We start from the raw sequence: 18,789 nt of genomic DNA, 5'->3' as shown, positions 1-18,789 counted from the left end.
GATGGCAAAAAAGCCCCGCCCCAACAACCAGTGTTGGGGCGGGGCGCTTTTCGTCAGCGAGTGTTCCGCTTAGCGGAACATCGCGCTGATCGATTCTTCGTTGCTGATGCGGCGCACCGCTTCAGCGACAACCGGTGCGATATCCAGCTGGCGGATACGGTCACAGGCTTGAGCAGCGGCGGACAGCGGAACGGTGTTGGTCACCACCAGCTCGTCCAGTACCGACTTCTCGATGTTCTCGATCGCACGGCCCGACAGCACAGGGTGCGTGCAGTAGGCATAGACCTTGGCGGCACCGTGTTCTTTCAGGGCCTTGGCCGCGTGGCACAGGGTGCCGGCGGTGTCGACCATGTCGTCTACCAGGATGCAAGTGCGTCCCTCGACGTCGCCGATGATGTGCATCACCTCGGAGTGGTTAGCTTTCTCGCGGCGCTTGTCGATGATCCCGAGATCGACGCCCAGGGACTTGGCGACGGCGCGAGCGCGCACCACACCACCGATGTCCGGGGAAACGATCATCAGGTTCTCGAAACGCTGGTCCTCGATGTCGTCGACCAGCACGGGCGAGCCGTAGATGTTGTCGACGGGGATATCGAAGAAGCCCTGGATCTGGTCAGCGTGCAGGTCGACGGTGAGTACACGGTCGATACCCACGACAGTGAGCATGTCAGCGACGACTTTGGCGCTGATGGCTACACGTGCCGAACGCGGACGGCGGTCCTGGCGGGCGTATCCGAAGTAGGGAATCACGGCGGTGATTCGCGACGCTGAGGAGCGGCGGAAGGCATCGGCCATCACTACCAGTTCCATCAGGTTGTCGTTGGTTGGAGCACAGGTGGGCTGAATGATGAAGACGTCTTTACCGCGGACATTTTCATTGATTTCAGCACTGATCTCGCCGTCGGAGAACTTACCGACAGACACGTCACCCAGTGGAATATGCAGCTGACGTACGACACGCCGAGCCAGATCGGGGTTGGCATTCCCCGTGAAGACCATCATCTTGGACACGCGCAGTACCTGGAGGCTGAGGGTAACCTGGATGAGTATAAGAAATGGCAGGGGCGGCTGGATTCGAACCAACGCATGGCAGGATCAAAACCTGCTGCCTTACCGCTTGGCGACGCCCCTGTATCTGTTGCTGCGAGCTCTTATGAACTCGACTTCTTGATCAGACTTTGCAGCTTGCGATGCAACATCGAAACGTTGCTTCCTTTCGCCACAAACCCTGTTTGGGTCTCTGAAAGAAGGGCCAGAACTCTATCAGCTTCGGCTTTGCTTGGGAAGGCCCCAAACACACAACTTCCAGTTCCGGTCATTCGAGCTTCGGTGAATTTACCCAGTGAAATCAGCGCATTGCGAACTTCTGGATAACGTTGCTCTACTACCGGTTGGCAGTCATTTCGACTGTTTCCCTCGGGAACGGGGCGCATCTTAAGGGGGAGGGAATCACGTGTCAACTCCGGATGCGAAAAAATTTCCGCTGTGCTGACAGACACTTGCGGCACCAGCACGACGTACCAGGGTTCCTCGGGATCGACCGGGGTAAGTTGTTCGCCAACACCCTGGGCGAACGCCGCGTGGCCGCGCACGAATACCGGCACATCGGCACCGAGCGCGAGGCCCAGCACGGCCAGGCGATCTTCGTCCCAATCGAGTTGCCACAGGTGGGCGAGTGCCAGCAGGGTGGTCGCCGCGTCGGAGCTGCCGCCGCCGATGCCGCCGCCCATGGGCAGTACCTTGTGCAGCCAGATGTCGGCGCCCAGGGTGGTGCCGGACCGTTCCTGGAGCATGCGCGCGGCACGCACGATCAGGTTGCTGTCGTGGGGGACGTCGGCGATCTCGTTGTGCAGGCGTATCACGCCGTCCTCGCGTAGCGCGAAGCCCAGTTCATCGCCGTGGTCGAGGAACTGGAACACGGTTTCCAGCTCGTGATAACCGTCGGCGCGGCGGCCGGTGATGTGCAACCACAGGTTGAGCTTGGCCGGGGCGGGCAGTGTGAGCTTTGCCATCGAATCAGTGCCCCAGCTGGCGAGGTTGCCAGTCCTTGACCACCAGGGTCACGTCGATGTTCTCGCCGTGCAGCTTCAGGCGCTCGGGCAGCCAGTAGCCGTTCTGTTCTATATAGCTGAGGTATTGGACCTTCCAGCCATCCTGGTCGAGGCTGGCCAGGCGGCTGTCGCCATCGAGGGTCAGCTGGCTCTTGCTGTCCGGGGCGGGCAGGCCGCGCACCCACCAGACCAGGTGGGACACCGGCAGGCGCCAACCCAGCTGTTCTTCCAGCAGGGTCTCGGGGTTCTCGGCCTCATAGCGGCCCTGGTTGGCCACTTCCAGCACCACACCGCCGGGGCGTCCGGTCAGGCGTGCCGCGCCGCGGCCCAGCGGGCCGGCCAGGCGGATGTCGTAGTAGTCCTGGCGCTGCAGCCAGAACAGCGTGCCGCTGCCGGAGTCGCGTGGGGCGCGGATGCCGACCTTGCCGCTGATCTGCCAGCCGTCGAGGTTGCCCAGTTGCTGCTTGTGCTCGCGCCACAGCTGTGGGCTGCCCTGGCCTTGCACGGCTTCCTTGCTGCCGAAACCGGCGCAGCCGGCGAGCAGGGCGATGAGGGTGAAGGTGATGCAATGACGCAGGAACATGGTTTACAGGCTCTCGGATCCGGTCAGGCGCAGCAGAGTCTTGCGCAGGATGGGGCTGTCGGCCTGGGCTTCGAAACCCTTGGCCCAGACTTGACGGGCTTCGCGGCGCTTGCCGTTGGCCCACAGGACTTCACCCAGGTGGGCGGCGACTTCATGGTCGGGGAAGCGCTCGAAGGCCAGGCGCAGCTGGCGCTCGGCCTCCTCGAGATTGCCCATGCGGTAGGCGATCCAGCCCAGGCTGTCGAGCACCGCCGGGTCGTCCGGGGTGAGCTGGTGGGCCTTATCGATCAGGGCTTTCGCCTCGGCGTAGCGGGTGGTGCGGTCGGCCAGGGTATAGCCCAGGGCGTTGAGGGCCATGGCGTTTTCCGGCTCGCGGACGAGAATGGCGCGCAGGTCTTTCTCCATCTGCGCCAGGTCGTTGCGCTTCTCGGCAAGCATGGCGCGGGTATAGAGCAGGTTGAGATCGTCCGGGTAGCGCTTGATCGCCTGCTCCAGTACCTGGCCGGCCTGGGCCTCCTTGCCGTTGTTGCCCAGGCTCTCGGCTTCGATCAGGTACAGCTGGATGGCGTAGTCGGGCTGCGCTTCGCGGGCTTCGGCGAGCAGGCGCGAGGCCTCGGCGGTGCGGCCATTGGCGATGAGGATGTCGGCCTGGCGCAATTGTGCTGGCAGATAGTCCGGGCCAGGGCCGACCAGGGCGTATTCGCGCAAGGCGGCGGCCGGCTGGCTGCGCTCTTCGCGGATGCGGCCGAGGTTGAGGTGGGCGGCGTCGACGTTGGCATCGCGCTCGACCAATTCCTGCAGGTAGCCCTCGGCTTCGTCCCAGTGCTTGGTTTCCAGGCATACCAGGGCCAGGGAATAGCGGATTTCGTCGTCTTCGGGGTACTGCTGCAGCAGGCTTTCGAACTCGGCCTTGGCATCGTCGATGCGGTCCTGTTCGACCAGGGTGCGCGCGTAGGTCAGGCGCAGGCGCTTGTCGTCGGGGTTGTCGCGGATCGCGCCGCGCAGCAGCGGCAGTGCCTCGGGGCCGCGGTCCAGCGCCTGCAGCAGGCGGGCGCGCAGCAGCACCGGGGCGATTTCACCGTTCTGCGGCGGGTGGCTTTCGAGCAGGTCGAGGGCCTGTTCGGGCTTGTCGTCCTGGTTGAGCAGCAGTGCCTTGCCGAAGATCAGCTGGCCGTTTTCGGGGTATTTCACCAGCAGGCGGTCGAAGCTTTGCATCAGGCCGTCGCGGGTGCCCTGGTCGGTTTCTGCCGCCGACAGGGCGAGGAAGTCGAAATGGGTGTCGCCCTGGCCCTGCAGTACTTTTTCCATGTAGACCATGGCGTCGTCGTAGCGTCCGGCGCGGGCCAGCTGGATGGCGGCGGCGCGCTGGGCGTCGAGGTCCTGCGGGGCGTTGCGGGCCCAGATCAGCGCGCTTTCCAGGGCGGGCTCGTCGGCGCCGAGGTATTCGGCGATGCGGTAGGCGCGCTCGGAGACGCCTGGGTCCTGGGTCTTCTCGGCCTGGTCGGTGTAGTTGGCCAGGGCGATGTCGAAGCGGTTGCGCTGGCCGGCCAGCTCGGCCACCAGCAGGCTGTACAGGGTGTCTTGCTTGAACGATCCGTACACCACGGGCTTTTCCGCGCTCTTGCTGGCGTCGGCGGCGGGCGACTGGGCGTCCGTCTTCTGCGGGGCCAGGCTCTGGCAGCCCTGGAGCAGGGCGAGGGCAAGCAGCAATGCGTAGGGTTTGTTCATAGGGGGCTTTGGAGGGCTAACCGGCGGTCGGAGCATGATGACACAAGCGCGGTGGCAAACCCACCTGCTAAGGTCGTGATGTGAAGCGGCGCTTCGCAGTATAGGGACAGTGCGCCGGGGCGGTGGTTCGCAACCACTCCACGGCATCCAGCTTTTGCCTTTGCCTTTGCCTTTGCCTTTCCGCGCGCGGTAGTTCAGGCAACGCAAAATGCGACTTCAGGAGGCCGAACGCAGGTCTTGCGGAGGGAGGTGACGGGCATGGATGCCCGTCAAGCGCTGCGCCCCAGGATGGGGCGTTCAGCGCGGTCCTCCCGGGAGCAAGACCGGAGTGAGGGGACCCCGGAGCGAAGCGTAGGGGCCGGATGAATGGAGCGAGGATTTTTTGGTTCCTTTTTGATCCTTCAAAAAGGGACCCGCCGTAAGGGCGGAAAGGTGACTACGCGTCGCCATCGCCAATGAATGAGCGTATAACTTTCAAAACTCACGCTCTGAAAGTCAAAGTCAAAGTCAAAGTCAAAGTCAAAGTCAAAGTCGGTCGGCGTGGGTTTCTACAGGTGCAAGCGCATTCATTTACGATGTCGACGCATAGTCACCTTTCCGCCCTTACGGCGGGTCACTTTTTGTCAAACGCGACAAAAAGTAACCAAAAAACGCTGCGCTCCATTCATCCGGCCCTCCGCTGCGCTCCGGGTCCCCTCACTCCGGCCTTGCTCCCGGGAGGACCGCGCTGAACGGCCCATCCTGGGCCGCAGCGCTTGACGGGCATCCATGCCCGTCACCTCCCTCCGCAAGGCCTGCGTTCGGCCTCCTGAAGTCGCGAAGTTACGGGCGGCGCCTGGACTGGCGCAGCTGTCGCTAGCTGGGTATGGCGCTAGACTCCTGATCGGCAACGGCAACGGCAACGGCAACGGCAACGGCAACGGCAACGGCAACGGCAACGGCAACGGCAACGGCGGGGAGGGGGAAGGTGCGGGCCGATAGACCGGCCTCATCAGCACAATAGCGAACGGTGGTTGTTCTAAAACCTGCGAAGTAGGACAATTATCGGCTTCACGTCCCAACCAGCGACCTTGCATGGCCTTTCTTGCACTTGGTATCAACCATAAGACTGCCTCGGTAGACGTACGCGAGCGCGTGGCGTTTACTCCAGAGCAGCTGGTCGACGCCCTGCAGCAGCTGTGCCGACTGACCGCCAGCCGCGAGGCTGCGATCCTGTCGACCTGCAACCGCAGCGAACTCTATATCGAACAGGACCACCTCGCCGCCGATGCCGTGCTGCAGTGGCTGGCCGACTATCACCAGCTGAGCCTCGAGGAGCTGCGTGCCAGCGCTTACATCCACGAGGATCACGACGCGGTCAGGCACATGATGCGCGTGGCCTCGGGCCTGGATTCGCTGGTGCTCGGCGAGCCGCAGATCCTCGGCCAGATGAAATCGGCCTACGCGGTGGCCCGCGAAGCCGGCACCGTCGGGCCGCTGCTCGGGCGCCTGTTCCAGGCCACCTTCAGCGCCGCCAAGCAAGTACGCACCGACACCGCCATCGGCGAGAACCCAGTGTCGGTGGCGTTCGCCGCGGTGAGCCTGGCCAGGCAGATCTTCTCCGACCTGGGCCGCAGCCAGGCGCTGCTGATCGGCGCCGGCGAGACCATCACCCTGGTCGCTCGCCATCTGCACGAGCAGGGCGTGCGCCGTATCGTCGTGGCCAACCGTACCCTGGAGCGCGCCAGCATCCTTGCCGAGCAGTTCGGCGCCCATGCCGTGCTGCTCTCGGACATTCCGCAAGAGCTGGCCAACAGCGACATCGTCATCAGCTCCACCGCCAGCCAGCTGCCGATCCTCGGCAAGGGCGCGGTGGAAAGCGCGCTGAAGCAGCGCCGGCACAAACCGATCTTCATGGTCGACATCGCCGTGCCGCGCGACATCGAGTCGCAGGTCGGCGAGCTGGACGACGTCTACCTCTATACCGTCGACGACCTGCATGAAGTGGTCGCGGAAAACCTCAAGAGCCGCCAGGGCGCGGCCCAGGCCGCCGAGGAGCTGGTTTCGGCCGGCGCTGACGACTTCATGGTGCGCCTGCGCGAGCTGGCGGCGGTGGACGTGCTCAAGGCCTACCGGCAGCAGAGCGAACGGCTGCGCGACGAAGAACTGCAGAAAGCCCAGCGCCTGCTGGCCAACGGCGGCAATCCCGAAGACGTGCTGCTGCAGCTGGCGAGGGGCCTGACCAACAAACTCCTGCATGCACCCAGCGTGCAACTGAAAAAGCTCTCTGCCGAAGGCCGCCTCGATGCGCTGGCCATGGCCCAGGAACTCTTCGCCCTCCACGAGGGCTCGACGGACAAGACCCCGCAATGAAAGCGTCGCTGCTGAACAAACTGGACACGCTCCAGGACCGCTTCGAGGAACTCACCGCGCTGCTCGGTGACGCCGAAGTCATTTCCGACCAGACCCGTTTTCGTGCTTACTCCCGCGAGTACGCCGAGGTCGAGCCGGTGATCGGCGCCTATAAAGAGTGGCGCAAGGTCCAGGACGACCTCGAGGGCGCCCAGGCGCTGCTCAAGGACGCCGACCCGGACCTGCGTGAAATGGCCGTGGAGGAAGTGCGCGAAGCCAAGGAGCAGCTGGTCGGGCTGGAGTCGCAGCTGCAACGCATGCTGCTGCCCAAGGACCCCAACGATGGGCGCAACGTGTTCCTGGAAATCCGCGCCGGCACCGGTGGCGACGAAGCGGCGATCTTCTCCGGCGACCTGTTCCGCATGTATTCGCGCTATGCCGAAAAACGCGGCTGGCGCCTGGAAATTCTTTCCGAGAACGAAGGCGAGCACGGCGGCTACAAGGAGATCATCGCCCGGGTCGAAGGCGACAGCGTCTACGGCAAGCTGAAATTCGAGTCCGGCGCGCACCGCGTGCAGCGCGTGCCCGAGACCGAGTCCCAGGGGCGCATCCACACCTCGGCCTGCACCGTGGCGGTGCTGCCCGAGCCCGACGAGCAGGTGGCCATCGAGATCAACCCGGCCGACCTGCGCGTGGACACTTACCGCGCCTCCGGCGCTGGCGGCCAGCACGTCAACAAGACCGACTCGGCGATCCGTATCACCCACTTGCCCACCGGTATCGTGGTCGAGTGCCAGGAAGAGCGCTCCCAGCACAAGAACCGTGCCCGCGCCATGTCCTGGCTGTCGGCCAAGCTCAACGACATGCAGACCAGCGCCGCGCAGAACGCCATCGCCAGCGAGCGCAAGCTGCTGGTGGGCTCGGGCGATCGCTCCGAGCGTATCCGCACCTACAACTATCCACAGGGCCGGGTCACCGACCACCGTATCAACCTCACCCTCTACTCCCTGGACGACATTCTCGCCGGCGGCGTGGAAGCCGTGATCGAGCCGCTGCTGGCCGAATACCAGGCCGATCAGCTGGCCGCCCTGGGGGATTGAATGACCATCATCGCCAGCCTGCTGCGCAACGCGCAGCTGCCGGAGTCACCGACCGAGCGCCTGGACGCCGAGCTGCTGCTGGCTGCCGCCCTGGGCAAGTCGCGCAGCTACCTGCACACCTGGCCCGAGCGCATCGTCAGCAGCGAGGCGGCCGAGACCTTCGCCGGCTACCTCGAGCGCCGTCGCGCCGGCGAACCGGTGGCCTACATTCTGGGCCAGCAGGGGTTCTGGAAGCTCGACCTGGAGGTCGCGCCGCACACGTTGATCCCGCGCCCGGATACCGAACTGCTGGTGGAAACCGCCCTTGAGCGGATGTCGCCGAAACCGGCGCGGGTGCTCGACCTGGGGACCGGCACGGGGGCCATCGCCTTGGCCCTGGCCAGCGAATGTCCGGGATGGCAGGTGACGGCGGTGGACCGTGTCGAGGAGGCCGTGGCACTGGCCGAGCGCAATCGCCAGCGTCTAGGGCTGGGCAACGTCCAGGTGCGCGTCAGCCACTGGTATGACGCCCTTGGCGGCGAGCGGTTCGACATGATCCTGAGCAACCCCCCCTACATCCGCGCGCAAGACCCGCACCTGGTGGCCGGGGATGTGCGTTTTGAACCCAGTAGCGCCCTGGTGGCGGGCGAAGACGGCCTGGACGACCTGCGGGTGATCGTCGCCCAGGCGCCGCAATACCTGCTGCCCGGTGGCTGGCTGCTGCTCGAGCATGGTTACGACCAGGCCAGTGCAGTGCGTGAGCTGCTGGCTTCGAGCGGTTTCACCGACGTTGCCAGCCGCCTCGACCTGGGTGGCCATGAGCGCATCAGCTTGGGGCGCCTGCCATGCTGACCGACCAGGAGCTGTTGCGTTACAGCCGGCAGATCCTGCTGTCGCAGGTGGATATCGACGGCCAGCTGCGCCTCAAGCACGGCAAGGCGCTGGTGGTCGGCGTGGGCGGGCTCGGCTCGCCGGTGGCGCTGTATCTGGGCGCGGCGGGTGTCGGCGAGCTGCATCTGGCGGACTTCGATACCGTCGACCTGACCAATCTGCAACGCCAGATAATCCATGACAGCGACAGCGTCGGCATGAGCAAGGTGGATTCGGCCATCAAGCGCCTGCGGGCGATCAATCCCGAGATCACCCTGGTCGCCCACCGCCAGGCCCTCGACGAGGACTCGCTGGCCGCTGCCGTGGCGGCGGTCGACGTGGTGCTCGACTGCTCCGATAACTTCACCACCCGCGAAGCGGTCAATGCTGCCTGCGTCGTTGCCGGCAAGCCGCTGGTCAGTGGCGCGGCGATCCGCCTGGAAGGGCAGCTGTCGGTATTCGACACGCGACGCGACAGCAGCCCTTGCTACCACTGCCTCTATGGTCATGGCAGCGACGCCGAGCTGACCTGCAGCGAGGCCGGCGTGATCGGCCCGCTGGTAGGGCTGGTGGGCAGCCTGCAGGCACTGGAGGCGTTGAAGCTGCTGGCAGGCTTCGGCGAGCCGCTGGTGGGCCGGTTGCTGTTGATCGATGCCCTCGGCACGCGCATGCGTGAACTGCGGGTCAAGCGCGACCCGGCCTGCGCCGTGTGTGCCAGCCGCCATGGCTGATCGCGCGGCGCCGGTCGGCGTGATGGACTCGGGGGTCGGCGGCTTGTCGGTACTTGCCGAGATCCAGCGGCTGCTGCCCAACGAATCGCTACTGTATGTGGCCGACAGCGGCCATGTGCCCTATGGCGAGAAGTCCCCGGACTACATCCGCCAACGCCTGCGCCATATCGCCGCGTTCTTCCACGAGCAAGGTGCCAAGGCCATGGTCCTGGCTTGCAACACTGCTACCGTGGCCGCCGTGGCCGATCTGCGCGAGCTGTATCCCGACTGGCCCCTGGTGGGCATGGAACCGGCGGTAAAACCGGCGGCGGCGGCGACCCGTTCGGGCGTGGTCGGGGTGCTGGCTACCACCGGCACGCTGCAGAGTGCCAAATTCGCCGCCTTGCTCGATCGCTTCGCCAGCGATGTGCGGGTCGTCACTCAGCCATGCCCCGGACTGGTCGAGCGCATCGAGACCGGCGACCTGACGAGTGCCGAGCTACGCCAATTGCTGCTGCAATATGTGCAACCTCTGCTGGCGGCCGGATGCGATACGCTGATCCTCGGTTGCACGCATTACCCGTTCTTGCGCCCGATGCTCGCGACCATGGTGCCAGCGGACGTCGCGATCATCGACACGGGCGCCGCCGTGGCGCGGCAACTGCAGCGCTTGCTGGGCGCGCGCGATCTGCTCAGTGACCAGCCGGCACGGACCACGGCGTTCTGGAGCAGCGGCGAGCCGGCGGGCATGCAGAAGGTGCTGCCGCTGTTGTGGACGCAGCCAGCCAGCGTGCAGCGCTTCTTGCCCTAGGACAAGGCGGGCCTCTATGGCAATGGCCACAGTTCGGTCGGGCTCAGAACCTCAAGCACCAGCTCCGAATCGCGTTGGTCCAGGCGCATCAACAGCGCCTGTGCCGCTTGTTCAGCCGTCCAGGGTTCCGGAATGGCCTGCAATGGGGTCACCGGTGTTTTCAGCGACTGTGGCGCCACGATGGTGAGGTCGATGCCCTGCGCCTTCATGTGCTGACGTCGTTCGCGCAGCCAGTGCACGGCACTGTTGTTCCCGCTCAGTGGTTGGTTCGGCTCGTGCAGTTGCAGTGCCGAATAAGGGCTGAAAATCCCCACCACCTGCGGTTTTTCCCCTTTGATCAGCAAGGGGGTGGCGTGCTCGACAAGGTTTTCCATCGCGCGCAGGTTGCTGCTGACGATCCGCTCGAACAGCTCGCTTTGCGGCAGGTCGGCTGGCAGGTAGTCGCAGGCCCCGGCGTTGATGATCAAGCCGTCGAGCATGCCCCATGTCGCCAGCAATCGCTGGCTGGCGAGTTCGGCTTGCGCGGGCTCCTGCAACTGCGCTGGCAGCGCCAGCAGGTCGGCGCCGTAGCGTGCCAGCAGCGCGTCGAGCGAAGGGCTTTCGCCACTGCTGACGGCAACTCGGTGCCCCTGTTCGAGTAGTTGTTCAGCCAGGGCCAAGCCCAGGCCCTGGGTGGCGCCGGTAACCCAGAATGTGCGTGTGCTGCTCACGAGAGCTCCCCCTGATACTGCATGCCAGGCAAGCTTTTGAATGCTTCCAGTGCCCGCTGGCGACTACTTTCAAGATCGACGATCGGTCTCGTGTAAAGGTCCGTTTCGAATAGACCGGCTGATTGCCGAGGTTGATGAATTCCTTTGTCATCGAGGTCTTTCAGCTCGGGGAGCCATTCTCGAATGAATACACATTTAGAATCAAATCTATTCGATTGGGTGATTGGGTTGAATATCCGGAAGTAGGGTACCGCGTCGGTACCGGTCGACGCGCTCCATTGCCAGCCGCCGTTGTTGGCGGCCAGGTCGCCGTCGATCAGGTGGCGCATGAAGTGCCGCTCACCCAGGCGCCAGTCGATCAGCAGGTTCTTGCTGAGAAACATGGCGACAATCATGCGCAGGCGGTTGTGCATCCACCCGGTGTGCAGTAGTTGGCGCATCGCGGCGTCAATGATCGGGAAGCCTGTACGGCCCTGTTGCCAGGCGGCGAAGTCGTCCGGGGCGTCGCGCCACGGCAGCGCCTCGGTGTGTGGGCGGAAGGCCCGGTGCCGTGAGACGTGTGGGTAGCCCACCAGGACATGCTTGTAGAACTCACGCCACAGCAGTTCGTTGATCCAGGTCTGCACACCTTTGCTGCCGCTGTCGAATTCGCCTTGGTTGCTGGCCAATGCCGCATGCAGGCACTGCCGGGGCGAAAGCACGCCGGCAGCCAGGTAAGGGGAGAGCTGGCTGGTGCCGGCTTCGGCGGGTAGGTCGCGCCGTTCCGGGTAGTCCTGGATGTCTTCGTCGGTGAAGCGTGCGAGCCTTCGTTGCGCTTCCTGTTCGCCGGCAGGCCAGTAGTCGCGCAAGGATTCGGGCGGTTTCTCGAACCCTTCGATATGCCGGGGAATAGGGTCGCTGGTGATGCCCACAGGCGCTTGGCGATGCACTGGAGGAATCAGGGCGGGCAGGCTGCGATGCAGATGGTCCAGGCAGACACGCTTGAACTGGCTGAATACCTGGAAGTAGCGACCACTGCGGTTCAGCACGCTCCCTGGCTTGAACAGCAACTGGTCGAGATAACCGGTCGCGTTGATGCCTGCATTGTGCAGCAGGTCGCGGGTCGCCTCGTCGCGTCGGCTTTCGTTGATGCCGTATTCATCATTCCAGTGCACGGCCTCGATCCGGTGCTGACGACAGACATCGAGCAGGCACTGAGGTACGTCGCGCCAGGTTGGTACTGTGCGGATCAGCAAGGGGATGTTCAGCGCCTCCAGAGACTGGCGCAGCAGGAGCAGGTTGCGCAGCCAGAAGTCGACTTTGCACGGCGCATCGTCATGAGCCAGCCACTGGTCGGGGCTGGCGATCCATAGCGCCACGGTCGGGCCGCGCTGGCAGGCGGCGCTCAGGGCGGTGTTGTCGGCGGTGCGCAGGTCGCTGCGTAGCCAGATCAGTTGCATAGGGACACAAGCCTGTCGGTCATGATTGCTGGAGGCCGCGCAGGGCGGCCATTGGGCTGTCGAACAGCTGCAAGCCTGGTAGATCCAGGGCATCGAGTTCAGCCTTATGAAGAAGGACCGCGGCGCCTCCCAGGAGTTTCGGTGCATCGACATCGTGCAGTGCGCGGCCCAGCGCGCGGATGTCGGGGTGGCCGCCAAGGTGCAGTACCAGTGCGCGTGCTCGCAATTGCGTCATGGCATGGCGCAGTTGGCGGGGCTCGACCGGCCACTCGAGGATTTCCAGCGCATGGCCATTGCTGCTCAGCAGCCAGGCACACAGCCAGAAGTGGGCGTCGAAAGGCGTCTCGTCGGTGCGCGCTAGCAACACGCTGGGGCCTGGCAGCGAATGACTGTCGTGGTAGACCCGGGCGCCCAGCTTGCTGCGTAGCCAGGTTTGGAAGAAGGCCTGCTCCAGGCGCGCATCGAAATCCGTTCGCCAGCGCAGGGCAAGCGCGTCGAGCAGGGGCAGGAGCAGGTGTTCGCAGACGGTCCGTGCGGGGTAGAGGGCCATCGCCTGGTTGAGCTGCTGGTCCAGTGGACGCTGGGCCAGGCGGCCTACGGCCCCGACCAGCTGTTCGATCCGCGATCCCCATTCACCCTGCGGCGCAGGCGCGTCCTGCGGGGCGCGATCCAGTAGCTCACGCACCTGACTCACGACTGCGCCGCGCTCCAGCCAGCGCAGGACGGCCTGGACCCGCACCACCTGCTCCTGTGGATAAAGGCGATGGCCCTTTGCTGTGCGCTCGGGCGTGATCAGCCCGTATCGACGCTCCCAGGCGCGCAGGGTGACCGGGTTGACACCGGTCAGGCGGGCCACCTCGCCGATGGGCAACAGTTCTTCAGATGGCATTGCGCAGTCCCATGGCTTCAGGGTGGGGGCGCAGGTAGGCCTGTTGCGCCAGGTATTCGGTGGGGTGGTTGCGCAGGTGGTGCCTGAGCAAGGTCAGGGGCACGACCAGTGGCACCATGCCTTGCTGGTACTGGGTGATGACCTGCTGCAGTTCGGCCTTGTCCGCCGGACCGAGATGGTTGCGCAGGTAGCCTGTCAGGTGCTGCAGCACATTGCCGTGGGTGCCCCTGCTGGCGCATCGGCGCAGAGCCTGCATCAGTTGCAGGAAGTAATGATGTCCCAGGTGTTCGGGGTCGTCCGTGCGGCTCATGTTGCCGAGCAGACGACCAAGCGCCCGGTACGCCTGGGGGTTGTGGGCCATCAGCAGGTATTTGTAGCGTGAGTGGAAGCGTATCAGGGCGCCGCGGCTCAGGCCCTGGCCTCGCAATTGTCGCCAGTCGGCGCAGGCATAGACGCGGGTGATGAAGTTCTCCCGCAGCACGGGATCGTGCAGACGGCCTTCCTCTTCGACCGGCAAGTCGGGGCGAAGGGCGCAGAATGTCGCGGCATAGGCGCCACGCCCGTGGAGAGGCGCACGGCCGTCTTCCTGGTAGACCTTGACCCGCTCCAAGCCGCACGATGGAGACTTCTGCATGAAGATGTAGCCGCAAATCGTCTGCAACTGCTCGGCCATCTGCTCGCCATATGCCCGCAGCGGGCCAGCCAGGTCGGTGCCGCCATTGCGTGAGCCGGTGACGACGGGATGAGCCGGATCACCGACCAGGCGAATGGGCTCGCGTGGCGTGCCCAGGCCAATGGCGACCTCGGGGCACACCGGGACCCAGTCGAAATGTTCGTCGAGCAGCTCCAGGCACAGGCTGGAGGCCTTGTGCCCTGCGTTGTAACGCACGTTGAGGCCGGTCAGGCAGGCGCTGATGGCCAGGCATGGCTTGTTCTGCGCGGAAGGGGCGTTCATCGCTGTCTCCGGAGTGACTTGTACAGGCGGCATGTTTTGTACAAGTCAATTCCAGCACACGTGAAAACTTATACAAGAAATATTTTTGTATAAGTTCCCGCTGCGTTACTCCAGATGCTCCAGCAGGCGTTTTGCCGCTTCCTGACCACTGAGCCAGGCCCCCTCGACTCGGCCGGACAGGCACCAGTCGCCGCAGGCGTACAGTCCCAGGTCGGCATCGGCCAGGGCACCCCATTCGTGGTTGCCGGCCGGGCGGGCGTAGAGCCAGCGATGGGCGAGGGCGAAGGTCGGGGCGGGGACCACGCAGCCGACCAGTTCGGCGAACTCGCCCCACAGCTGTTCGATCACCTCTTCCTTGGGCAGGTCGATGTGCTGTTTGCTCCAGCTGGAGGTCGCATGCAGCACCCAGGTATCCAGGTGCTCGTCGCGCTCTGGCTTGCTGCGGTTGCGCGCCAGCCAGTCGAGCGGGTTGTCCTGCACGAAGCAGCCTTGCATGGGCGTGTCGAGCGGCGTCTCGAAGCCCAGGGCGATGGCCCAGGTCGGCTCCATCTGCACCCCGGCGACCACCGCCGCGAGTTTGGGGGTTGCGGCCAGCAGCGGCGTGGCCTGGGGCGCCGGCACGGCGATCACCACCTGGCTGAATGGTCCATGGCTGCAGCCCTCGGTGTCCTGAAGGTGCCAGTATTGCTTGCCACGGAACACTTCGGCGATGCGGCAGCCGAAGTTGACCGTGACGTCCTTGAGCAGGCCGCGGGTAATGGCGCTCATGCGCGGTACGCCGACCCAGCGGATCTGCTCGTCGGGGGAGGGGGTCAGTTCGCCATCGCGGTAGTTGTACAGCTGCGGTTTCCACTGTGCCGCCCAGCCGTCGGCGACCCACTGTTGAACTTGCTCGACGAAGCGTCGGTCCCGGGCAGTGAAGTACTGAGCGCCGAGGTCCAGCGCTCCGGCTTCGCTGCGCTTGCTGGCCATGCGCCCCCCGCTGCCATGGCCCTTGTCGAACAAGTGAACGGTGTGCCCGGCCTTTTGCAGGGCCTGGGCGGCGGACAGGCCGGCGATGCCGGCTCCGATGATGGCGATAGGTACTGTCATGATGGCCTCTTCGAACCTAGCTATGCGCAGCCTACGCTGCCAGGCAAACCTGTACAATGCACAATGTTTGTATAAGGTTATTCCGCTCGATAGGCAGGTTGGCCTATGGTTATCCGAGAGCGTTTGGTCAAAAAAGTGCCTTGATCTTAAAAATAGACCACGCCCGCCAACTGTGAGGACACAGCCATGCATATATTGCTGACCGGCGGTACCGGCCTGATCGGCCAACACCTGTGCCAACTCTGGCGAGGCCAAGGGCATCGCCTGACGGTCTGGAGTCGCCGGCCCGAGCAGGTGGCGAGAATCTGCGGTACCGGTGTACGCGGTGTCGCCCGCTTGGATGACATTGCCGCTGACGATGCCGTGGATGCGGTCATCAACCTGGCGGGCGCGCCGATTGCCGATCGTCCCTGGACTGCGACGCGACGCTCGTTGCTGTGGGCTAGCCGGGTGACGCTCACCGAGCAGTTGCTGGCCTGGCTCGAGCGGCGAGAGCAGCGTCCGCAAGTGCTGATTTCCGGCTCGGCAGTGGGCTGGTATGGCGATGGCGGCGAGCGCGAGCTCACGGAGGCCTCACCCCCGGTGAAGGAAGATTTCGCCAGCCAGCTGTGCATCGCCTGGGAAGAAACCGCCCAGCGTGCCCAGGCGCTTGGCATGCGCGTGGTGCTGGTGCGTACCGGGCTGGTGCTGGCCGCCGACGGCGGCTTTTTGTCGCGCCTGCGCCTGCCTTTCAAGCTGGGACTGGGCGGGCCTTTGGGCGATGGTCGGCAGTGGATGCCTTGGGTGCATATCGACGATCAAATCGCCCTCATTGATTTTCTCTTGCAGCACAACGACGCCAGCGGTCCCTATAATGCCTGCGCGCCGGAGCCGGTGCGCAACCGTGAGTTCGCCAAGCGCCTGGGCCGCACCCTGCATCGTCCGGCGTTCATGCCGATGCCGGCGCTGGTGCTCAAGGCCGGGCTCGGCGAGCTGTCGACGCTGCTGCTTGGTGGCCAGCGTGCCCGTCCGGTGCGCTTGCTGGCGGCGGGCTTCACGTTCCGCTTCAACGATCTGCAATCGGCCCTGGACAACCTGTCCAGCCGCCTCTGACATAGGACGCTGCATGACCGATCACGCCCTGCTGCTGGTCAACCTGGGTTCGCCGGCCTCCACCTCGGTGGCCGACGTGCGCCGTTACCTCAACCAGTTCCTCATGGACCCGTACGTGATCGATCTGCCCTGGCCGGTGCGACGGTTGCTGGTGTCGCTGATCCTGATCAAGCGCCCGGAGCAGTCGGCCCATGCCTATGCCTCGATCTGGTGGGACGAAGGCTCGCCACTGGTGGTGCTGACCCGGCGTCTGCAGCAGGCGATGGCTGCCCATTGGCCCCATGGGCCGGTGGAGATCGCCATGCGCTATGGACAACCGGCCCTGCCGGAAGTCCTGGAGCGCCTGACCGCGCAAGGTGTGCGCAAGGTGACGCTGGCGCCGCTTTATCCACAGTTCGCCGACAGCACCGTGACTACCGTGGTGGAGTTGGCGAAGCAGACTATCGCCGAGCGCGAGCTGCCTTTGCAGACCCGCATTCTGCAGCCGTTCTACGATCACCCTGAATACATCGATGCCTTGGTGGCCAGTGCCCGTCCGTACCTGGAACAGGATTACGATCACCTGCTGCTGAGCTTCCATGGTTTGCCCGAGCGGCACCTGAAGAAGCTCGACCCCACCGGCAATCACGATTTCCAGGCCGCCGACTGCTGCAAGGACGCCAGCGCCCAGATGCGTGCGGTGTGCTATCGCGGCCAGTGCCTGGCCACGGCCAGGGCGTTCGCCGAGAAGATGGGCATCCCGGACGGCAAGTGGTCGGTGTCGTTCCAGTCGCGCCTGGGCCGGGCCAAGTGGATCGAGCCCTACACCGAGACGCGCCTGGACGAGCTGGGCAAGGCGGGTGTGAAGAAGCTGTTGGTGATGTGCCCGGCGTTCGTCGCCGATTGCATCGAGACGCTGGAAGAGATCGGCATGCGCGGCAGCGAGCAGTTCGTCGAAGCCGGTGGGAAGGAGCTGGTGCTGGTGCCGTGCCTGAATGATCACCCGGAGTGGGTGAGGGTGTTGGCGGGGATGTGTGAGAAGGCGTGAGAAACTTGCCTAGCTTTGAATCGAGGGGCTGCTTTGCAGCCCTTTCGCGACACAAGGCCGCTCCTACAGGGGACCGCGATCATCTGTAGGAGCGGCCTTGTGTCGCGAAAGGGCCGCAAGGCGGCCCCAGGATTTCAAGAAAGACTCAAGGCAGCTGATCATCCAGCTTCTTGTTCTTCCAGCCATCGTTGCCCGGCAGGATCAGGTTCAGCGCAATGGCCACTACGGCGCACAGGGCGATGCCCTTCAGGCCCCAGTCGTCCGGGCCGTCACCGCTGCCGATCAGCACGCCGCCGATGCCGAACACCAGGGTCACCGAAACGATCACCAGGTTGCGCGCCTCGGCCAGGTCGATCTTGTGGCGGATCATGGTGTTCATGCCCACCGCCGCGATCGAACCGAACAACAGGCAGAGAATGCCGCCCATCACCGGTACCGGAATGCTTTGCAGCAATGCGCCGAACTTGCCGATGAAGGCCAGGGTGATGGCGAACACCGCCGCCCAGGTCATGATCTTCGGGTTGTAGTTCTTGGTCAGCATCACCGCGCCGGTCACCTCGGCGTAGGTGGTATTGGGCGGACCGCCGAACATGCCCGCCGCGGTGGTGGCCAGGCCATCGCCGAGCAGGGTGCGGTGCAGGCCGGGCTTCTTCAGGTAGTCGCGACCCGTCACGCTACCCACCGCGATCACCCCGCCGATATGCTCGATCGCCGGGGCCAGGGCCACCGGTACGATGAACAGGATCGCCTGCCAGTTGAACTCCGGCGCGGTGAACTTCGGCAGCTCCAGCCAAGGAGCGGCGGCGATCTTGGCGGTGTCGACCACGCCGAAGGCGAACGACAGGCCAAAGCCTACCAGCACGCCTGCGATGATTGGCACCAGGCGGAAGATGCCCTTGCCGAACACGGCGACGATCAGCGTGGTCAGCAATGCCGGCATCGAGATCAGCATGGCGGTCTTGTACGGCATCAGCACGCTGCCATCACCACCCTTGCCCATGGCCATGTTGGCGGCGATCGGCGCCATGGCCAGGCCGATGGAGATGATCACCGGGCCGATCACCACCGGTGGCAGCATGCGGTCGATGAAGCCGGTGCCCTTGATCTTCACCATCAGACCCATGAAGGTGTAGACGAAGCCGGCGGCCATCACGCCGCCCATGGTCGCGGCCAGGCCGAACTGGCCCTTGGCGAGGATGATCGGGGTGATGAAAGCGAAGCTCGAGGCCAGGAACACCGGAACCTGACGACCGGTCACCAGTTGGAACAGCAAGGTGCCGAGGCCTGCGGTGAACAGCGCCACGTTAGGGTCCAGACCGGTGATCAGCGGCATCAGCACCAGCGCGCCGAATGCCACGAAAAGCATCTGCGCGCCCGAAACGACCTGACGCCAGAGCGGGTCGTTGAAGCCGTCCTGCATGA

General features: G+C 64.7%; 17 protein-coding genes and 1 tRNA gene. 7 read left to right on the top strand and 11 right to left on the bottom strand.

Annotated elements, in window-relative coordinates; all coding sequences use genetic code 11:
- Window positions 1-69 precede the first annotated feature (69 nt).
- The 5 genes from ACYUME_RS22365 to ACYUME_RS22345 all read right to left on the bottom strand — a co-directional run bounded on the left by ACYUME_RS22365 (window position 70) and on the right by ACYUME_RS22345 (window position 4,362).
- Window positions 70-1,011: a ribose-phosphate pyrophosphokinase gene (locus ACYUME_RS22365; RefSeq protein WP_016391678.1), complete on the bottom strand. Its 942-nt coding sequence runs from the start codon at window positions 1,009-1,011 to the stop codon at window positions 70-72.
- A 45-nt stretch (window positions 1,012-1,056) separates the two neighbouring features.
- Window positions 1,057-1,131, bottom strand: a tRNA-Gln gene (locus tag ACYUME_RS22360).
- A gap of 20 nt (window positions 1,132-1,151) precedes the next feature.
- A complete protein-coding gene (gene ispE / locus ACYUME_RS22355; RefSeq protein WP_460416928.1) occupies window positions 1,152-2,012 on the bottom strand; it encodes a 4-(cytidine 5'-diphospho)-2-C-methyl-D-erythritol kinase in 861 nt (286 codons plus the stop codon).
- Window positions 2,013-2,016: 4 nt separating this feature from the next.
- Window positions 2,017-2,634 carry a lipoprotein insertase outer membrane protein LolB gene (gene lolB / locus ACYUME_RS22350; RefSeq protein WP_279887950.1) on the bottom strand — a complete coding sequence of 206 codons (618 nt, stop codon included), beginning with the start codon at window positions 2,632-2,634 and terminating at the stop codon, window positions 2,017-2,019.
- Between the two features lie 3 nt (window positions 2,635-2,637).
- Window positions 2,638-4,362 carry a tetratricopeptide repeat protein gene (locus ACYUME_RS22345; protein WP_279887949.1) on the bottom strand — a complete coding sequence of 575 codons (1,725 nt, stop codon included), beginning with the start codon at window positions 4,360-4,362 and terminating at the stop codon, window positions 2,638-2,640.
- A gap of 1,074 nt (window positions 4,363-5,436) precedes the next feature.
- On the opposite strand from ACYUME_RS22345, the gene hemA reads away from it, so the two are divergent.
- Genes hemA through murI form a run of 5 tightly spaced genes read left to right on the top strand, consistent with a single transcriptional unit; the run spans window position 5,437 to window position 10,163 of the window.
- The gene (hemA, locus tag ACYUME_RS22340; protein WP_279883468.1) at window positions 5,437-6,714 is read left to right on the top strand and encodes a glutamyl-tRNA reductase; all 1,278 of its coding nucleotides are present in this window, start codon (window positions 5,437-5,439) and stop codon (window positions 6,712-6,714) included.
- Window positions 6,711-7,793 carry a peptide chain release factor 1 gene (prfA, locus tag ACYUME_RS22335; RefSeq protein WP_166883864.1) on the top strand — a complete coding sequence of 361 codons (1,083 nt, stop codon included), beginning with the start codon at window positions 6,711-6,713 and terminating at the stop codon, window positions 7,791-7,793. The genes hemA and prfA overlap by 4 nt, the downstream gene beginning before the upstream one ends.
- Window positions 7,794-8,624, top strand: a complete 831-nt coding sequence (gene prmC / locus ACYUME_RS22330; RefSeq protein WP_279883467.1) for a peptide chain release factor N(5)-glutamine methyltransferase — start codon at window positions 7,794-7,796, stop codon at window positions 8,622-8,624.
- The gene (locus tag ACYUME_RS22325) at window positions 8,618-9,373 is read left to right on the top strand and encodes a molybdopterin-synthase adenylyltransferase MoeB (RefSeq protein WP_279883466.1); all 756 of its coding nucleotides are present in this window, start codon (window positions 8,618-8,620) and stop codon (window positions 9,371-9,373) included. The genes prmC and ACYUME_RS22325 overlap by 7 nt, the downstream gene beginning before the upstream one ends.
- A complete protein-coding gene (gene murI / locus ACYUME_RS22320; RefSeq protein ID WP_460416925.1) occupies window positions 9,366-10,163 on the top strand; it encodes a glutamate racemase in 798 nt (265 codons plus the stop codon). The genes ACYUME_RS22325 and murI overlap by 8 nt, the downstream gene beginning before the upstream one ends.
- Window positions 10,164-10,177: 14 nt before the next feature.
- Here the strand turns inward: murI and ACYUME_RS22315 are convergent, their stop codons facing one another.
- The 5 genes from ACYUME_RS22315 to ACYUME_RS22295 all read right to left on the bottom strand — a co-directional run bounded on the left by ACYUME_RS22315 (window position 10,178) and on the right by ACYUME_RS22295 (window position 15,248).
- On the bottom strand, window positions 10,178-10,873 hold the full coding sequence (locus ACYUME_RS22315; RefSeq protein ID WP_460416923.1) for an SDR family NAD(P)-dependent oxidoreductase: 696 nt from the start codon (window positions 10,871-10,873) through the stop codon (window positions 10,178-10,180).
- A complete protein-coding gene (gene phrB / locus ACYUME_RS22310) occupies window positions 10,870-12,312 on the bottom strand; it encodes a deoxyribodipyrimidine photo-lyase (protein WP_460416921.1) in 1,443 nt (480 codons plus the stop codon). The genes ACYUME_RS22315 and phrB overlap by 4 nt, the downstream gene beginning before the upstream one ends.
- 19 nt (window positions 12,313-12,331) lie before the next feature.
- Window positions 12,332-13,201, bottom strand: a complete 870-nt coding sequence (locus ACYUME_RS22305) for a MerR family transcriptional regulator (protein WP_460416919.1) — start codon at window positions 13,199-13,201, stop codon at window positions 12,332-12,334.
- Window positions 13,191-14,156: a YbgA family protein gene (locus ACYUME_RS22300; RefSeq protein ID WP_460416917.1), complete on the bottom strand. Its 966-nt coding sequence runs from the start codon at window positions 14,154-14,156 to the stop codon at window positions 13,191-13,193. The genes ACYUME_RS22305 and ACYUME_RS22300 overlap by 11 nt, the downstream gene beginning before the upstream one ends.
- Window positions 14,157-14,261: 105 nt before the next feature.
- Window positions 14,262-15,248, bottom strand: a complete 987-nt coding sequence (locus ACYUME_RS22295) for an NAD(P)/FAD-dependent oxidoreductase (protein WP_460416915.1) — start codon at window positions 15,246-15,248, stop codon at window positions 14,262-14,264.
- Window positions 15,249-15,434: 186 nt separating this feature from the next.
- Here ACYUME_RS22295 and ACYUME_RS22290 point away from each other — a divergent pair, with 186 nt between their 5' ends.
- A complete protein-coding gene (locus tag ACYUME_RS22290; protein WP_460416913.1) occupies window positions 15,435-16,340 on the top strand; it encodes a TIGR01777 family oxidoreductase in 906 nt (301 codons plus the stop codon).
- Between the two features lie 13 nt (window positions 16,341-16,353).
- Window positions 16,354-17,367: a ferrochelatase gene (gene hemH, locus ACYUME_RS22285; protein ID WP_460416911.1), complete on the top strand. Its 1,014-nt coding sequence runs from the start codon at window positions 16,354-16,356 to the stop codon at window positions 17,365-17,367.
- A 145-nt stretch (window positions 17,368-17,512) separates the two neighbouring features.
- On the opposite strand, the gene ACYUME_RS22280 is transcribed toward hemH, so the two are convergent.
- On the bottom strand, window positions 17,513-18,787 hold the full coding sequence (locus ACYUME_RS22280; RefSeq protein ID WP_460416909.1) for a uracil-xanthine permease family protein: 1,275 nt from the start codon (window positions 18,785-18,787) through the stop codon (window positions 17,513-17,515).
- Window positions 18,788-18,789 lie beyond the last annotated feature (2 nt).

This window comes from Pseudomonas sp. microsymbiont 2, from assembly GCF_054788395.1.
This window is presented reverse-complemented; position numbering and strand designations above follow the sequence as displayed.

Coding starts and splice junctions, on each gene's coding strand:
- ispE (WP_460416928.1), bottom strand. CDS start 2,012: ATGGCAAAGCTCACACTGCCCGCCCCGGCCAAGCTCAACCTGTGGTTG.
- lolB (WP_279887950.1), bottom strand. CDS start 2,634: ATGTTCCTGCGTCATTGCATCACCTTCACCCTCATCGCCCTGCTCGCC.
- ACYUME_RS22345 (WP_279887949.1), bottom strand. CDS start 4,362: ATGAACAAACCCTACGCATTGCTGCTTGCCCTCGCCCTGCTCCAGGGC.
- hemA (WP_279883468.1), top strand. CDS start 5,437: ATGGCCTTTCTTGCACTTGGTATCAACCATAAGACTGCCTCGGTAGAC.
- prfA (WP_166883864.1), top strand. CDS start 6,711: ATGAAAGCGTCGCTGCTGAACAAACTGGACACGCTCCAGGACCGCTTC.
- prmC (WP_279883467.1), top strand. CDS start 7,794: ATGACCATCATCGCCAGCCTGCTGCGCAACGCGCAGCTGCCGGAGTCA.
- ACYUME_RS22325 (WP_279883466.1), top strand. CDS start 8,618: ATGCTGACCGACCAGGAGCTGTTGCGTTACAGCCGGCAGATCCTGCTG.
- murI (WP_460416925.1), top strand. CDS start 9,366: ATGGCTGATCGCGCGGCGCCGGTCGGCGTGATGGACTCGGGGGTCGGC.
- phrB (WP_460416921.1), bottom strand. CDS start 12,312: ATGCAACTGATCTGGCTACGCAGCGACCTGCGCACCGCCGACAACACC.
- ACYUME_RS22305 (WP_460416919.1), bottom strand. CDS start 13,201: ATGCCATCTGAAGAACTGTTGCCCATCGGCGAGGTGGCCCGCCTGACC.
- ACYUME_RS22300 (WP_460416917.1), bottom strand. CDS start 14,156: ATGAACGCCCCTTCCGCGCAGAACAAGCCATGCCTGGCCATCAGCGCC.
- ACYUME_RS22295 (WP_460416915.1), bottom strand. CDS start 15,248: ATGACAGTACCTATCGCCATCATCGGAGCCGGCATCGCCGGCCTGTCC.
- ACYUME_RS22290 (WP_460416913.1), top strand. CDS start 15,435: ATGCATATATTGCTGACCGGCGGTACCGGCCTGATCGGCCAACACCTG.
- hemH (WP_460416911.1), top strand. CDS start 16,354: ATGACCGATCACGCCCTGCTGCTGGTCAACCTGGGTTCGCCGGCCTCC.
- ACYUME_RS22280 (WP_460416909.1), bottom strand. CDS start 18,787: ATGCAGGACGGCTTCAACGACCCGCTCTGGCGTCAGGTCGTTTCGGGC.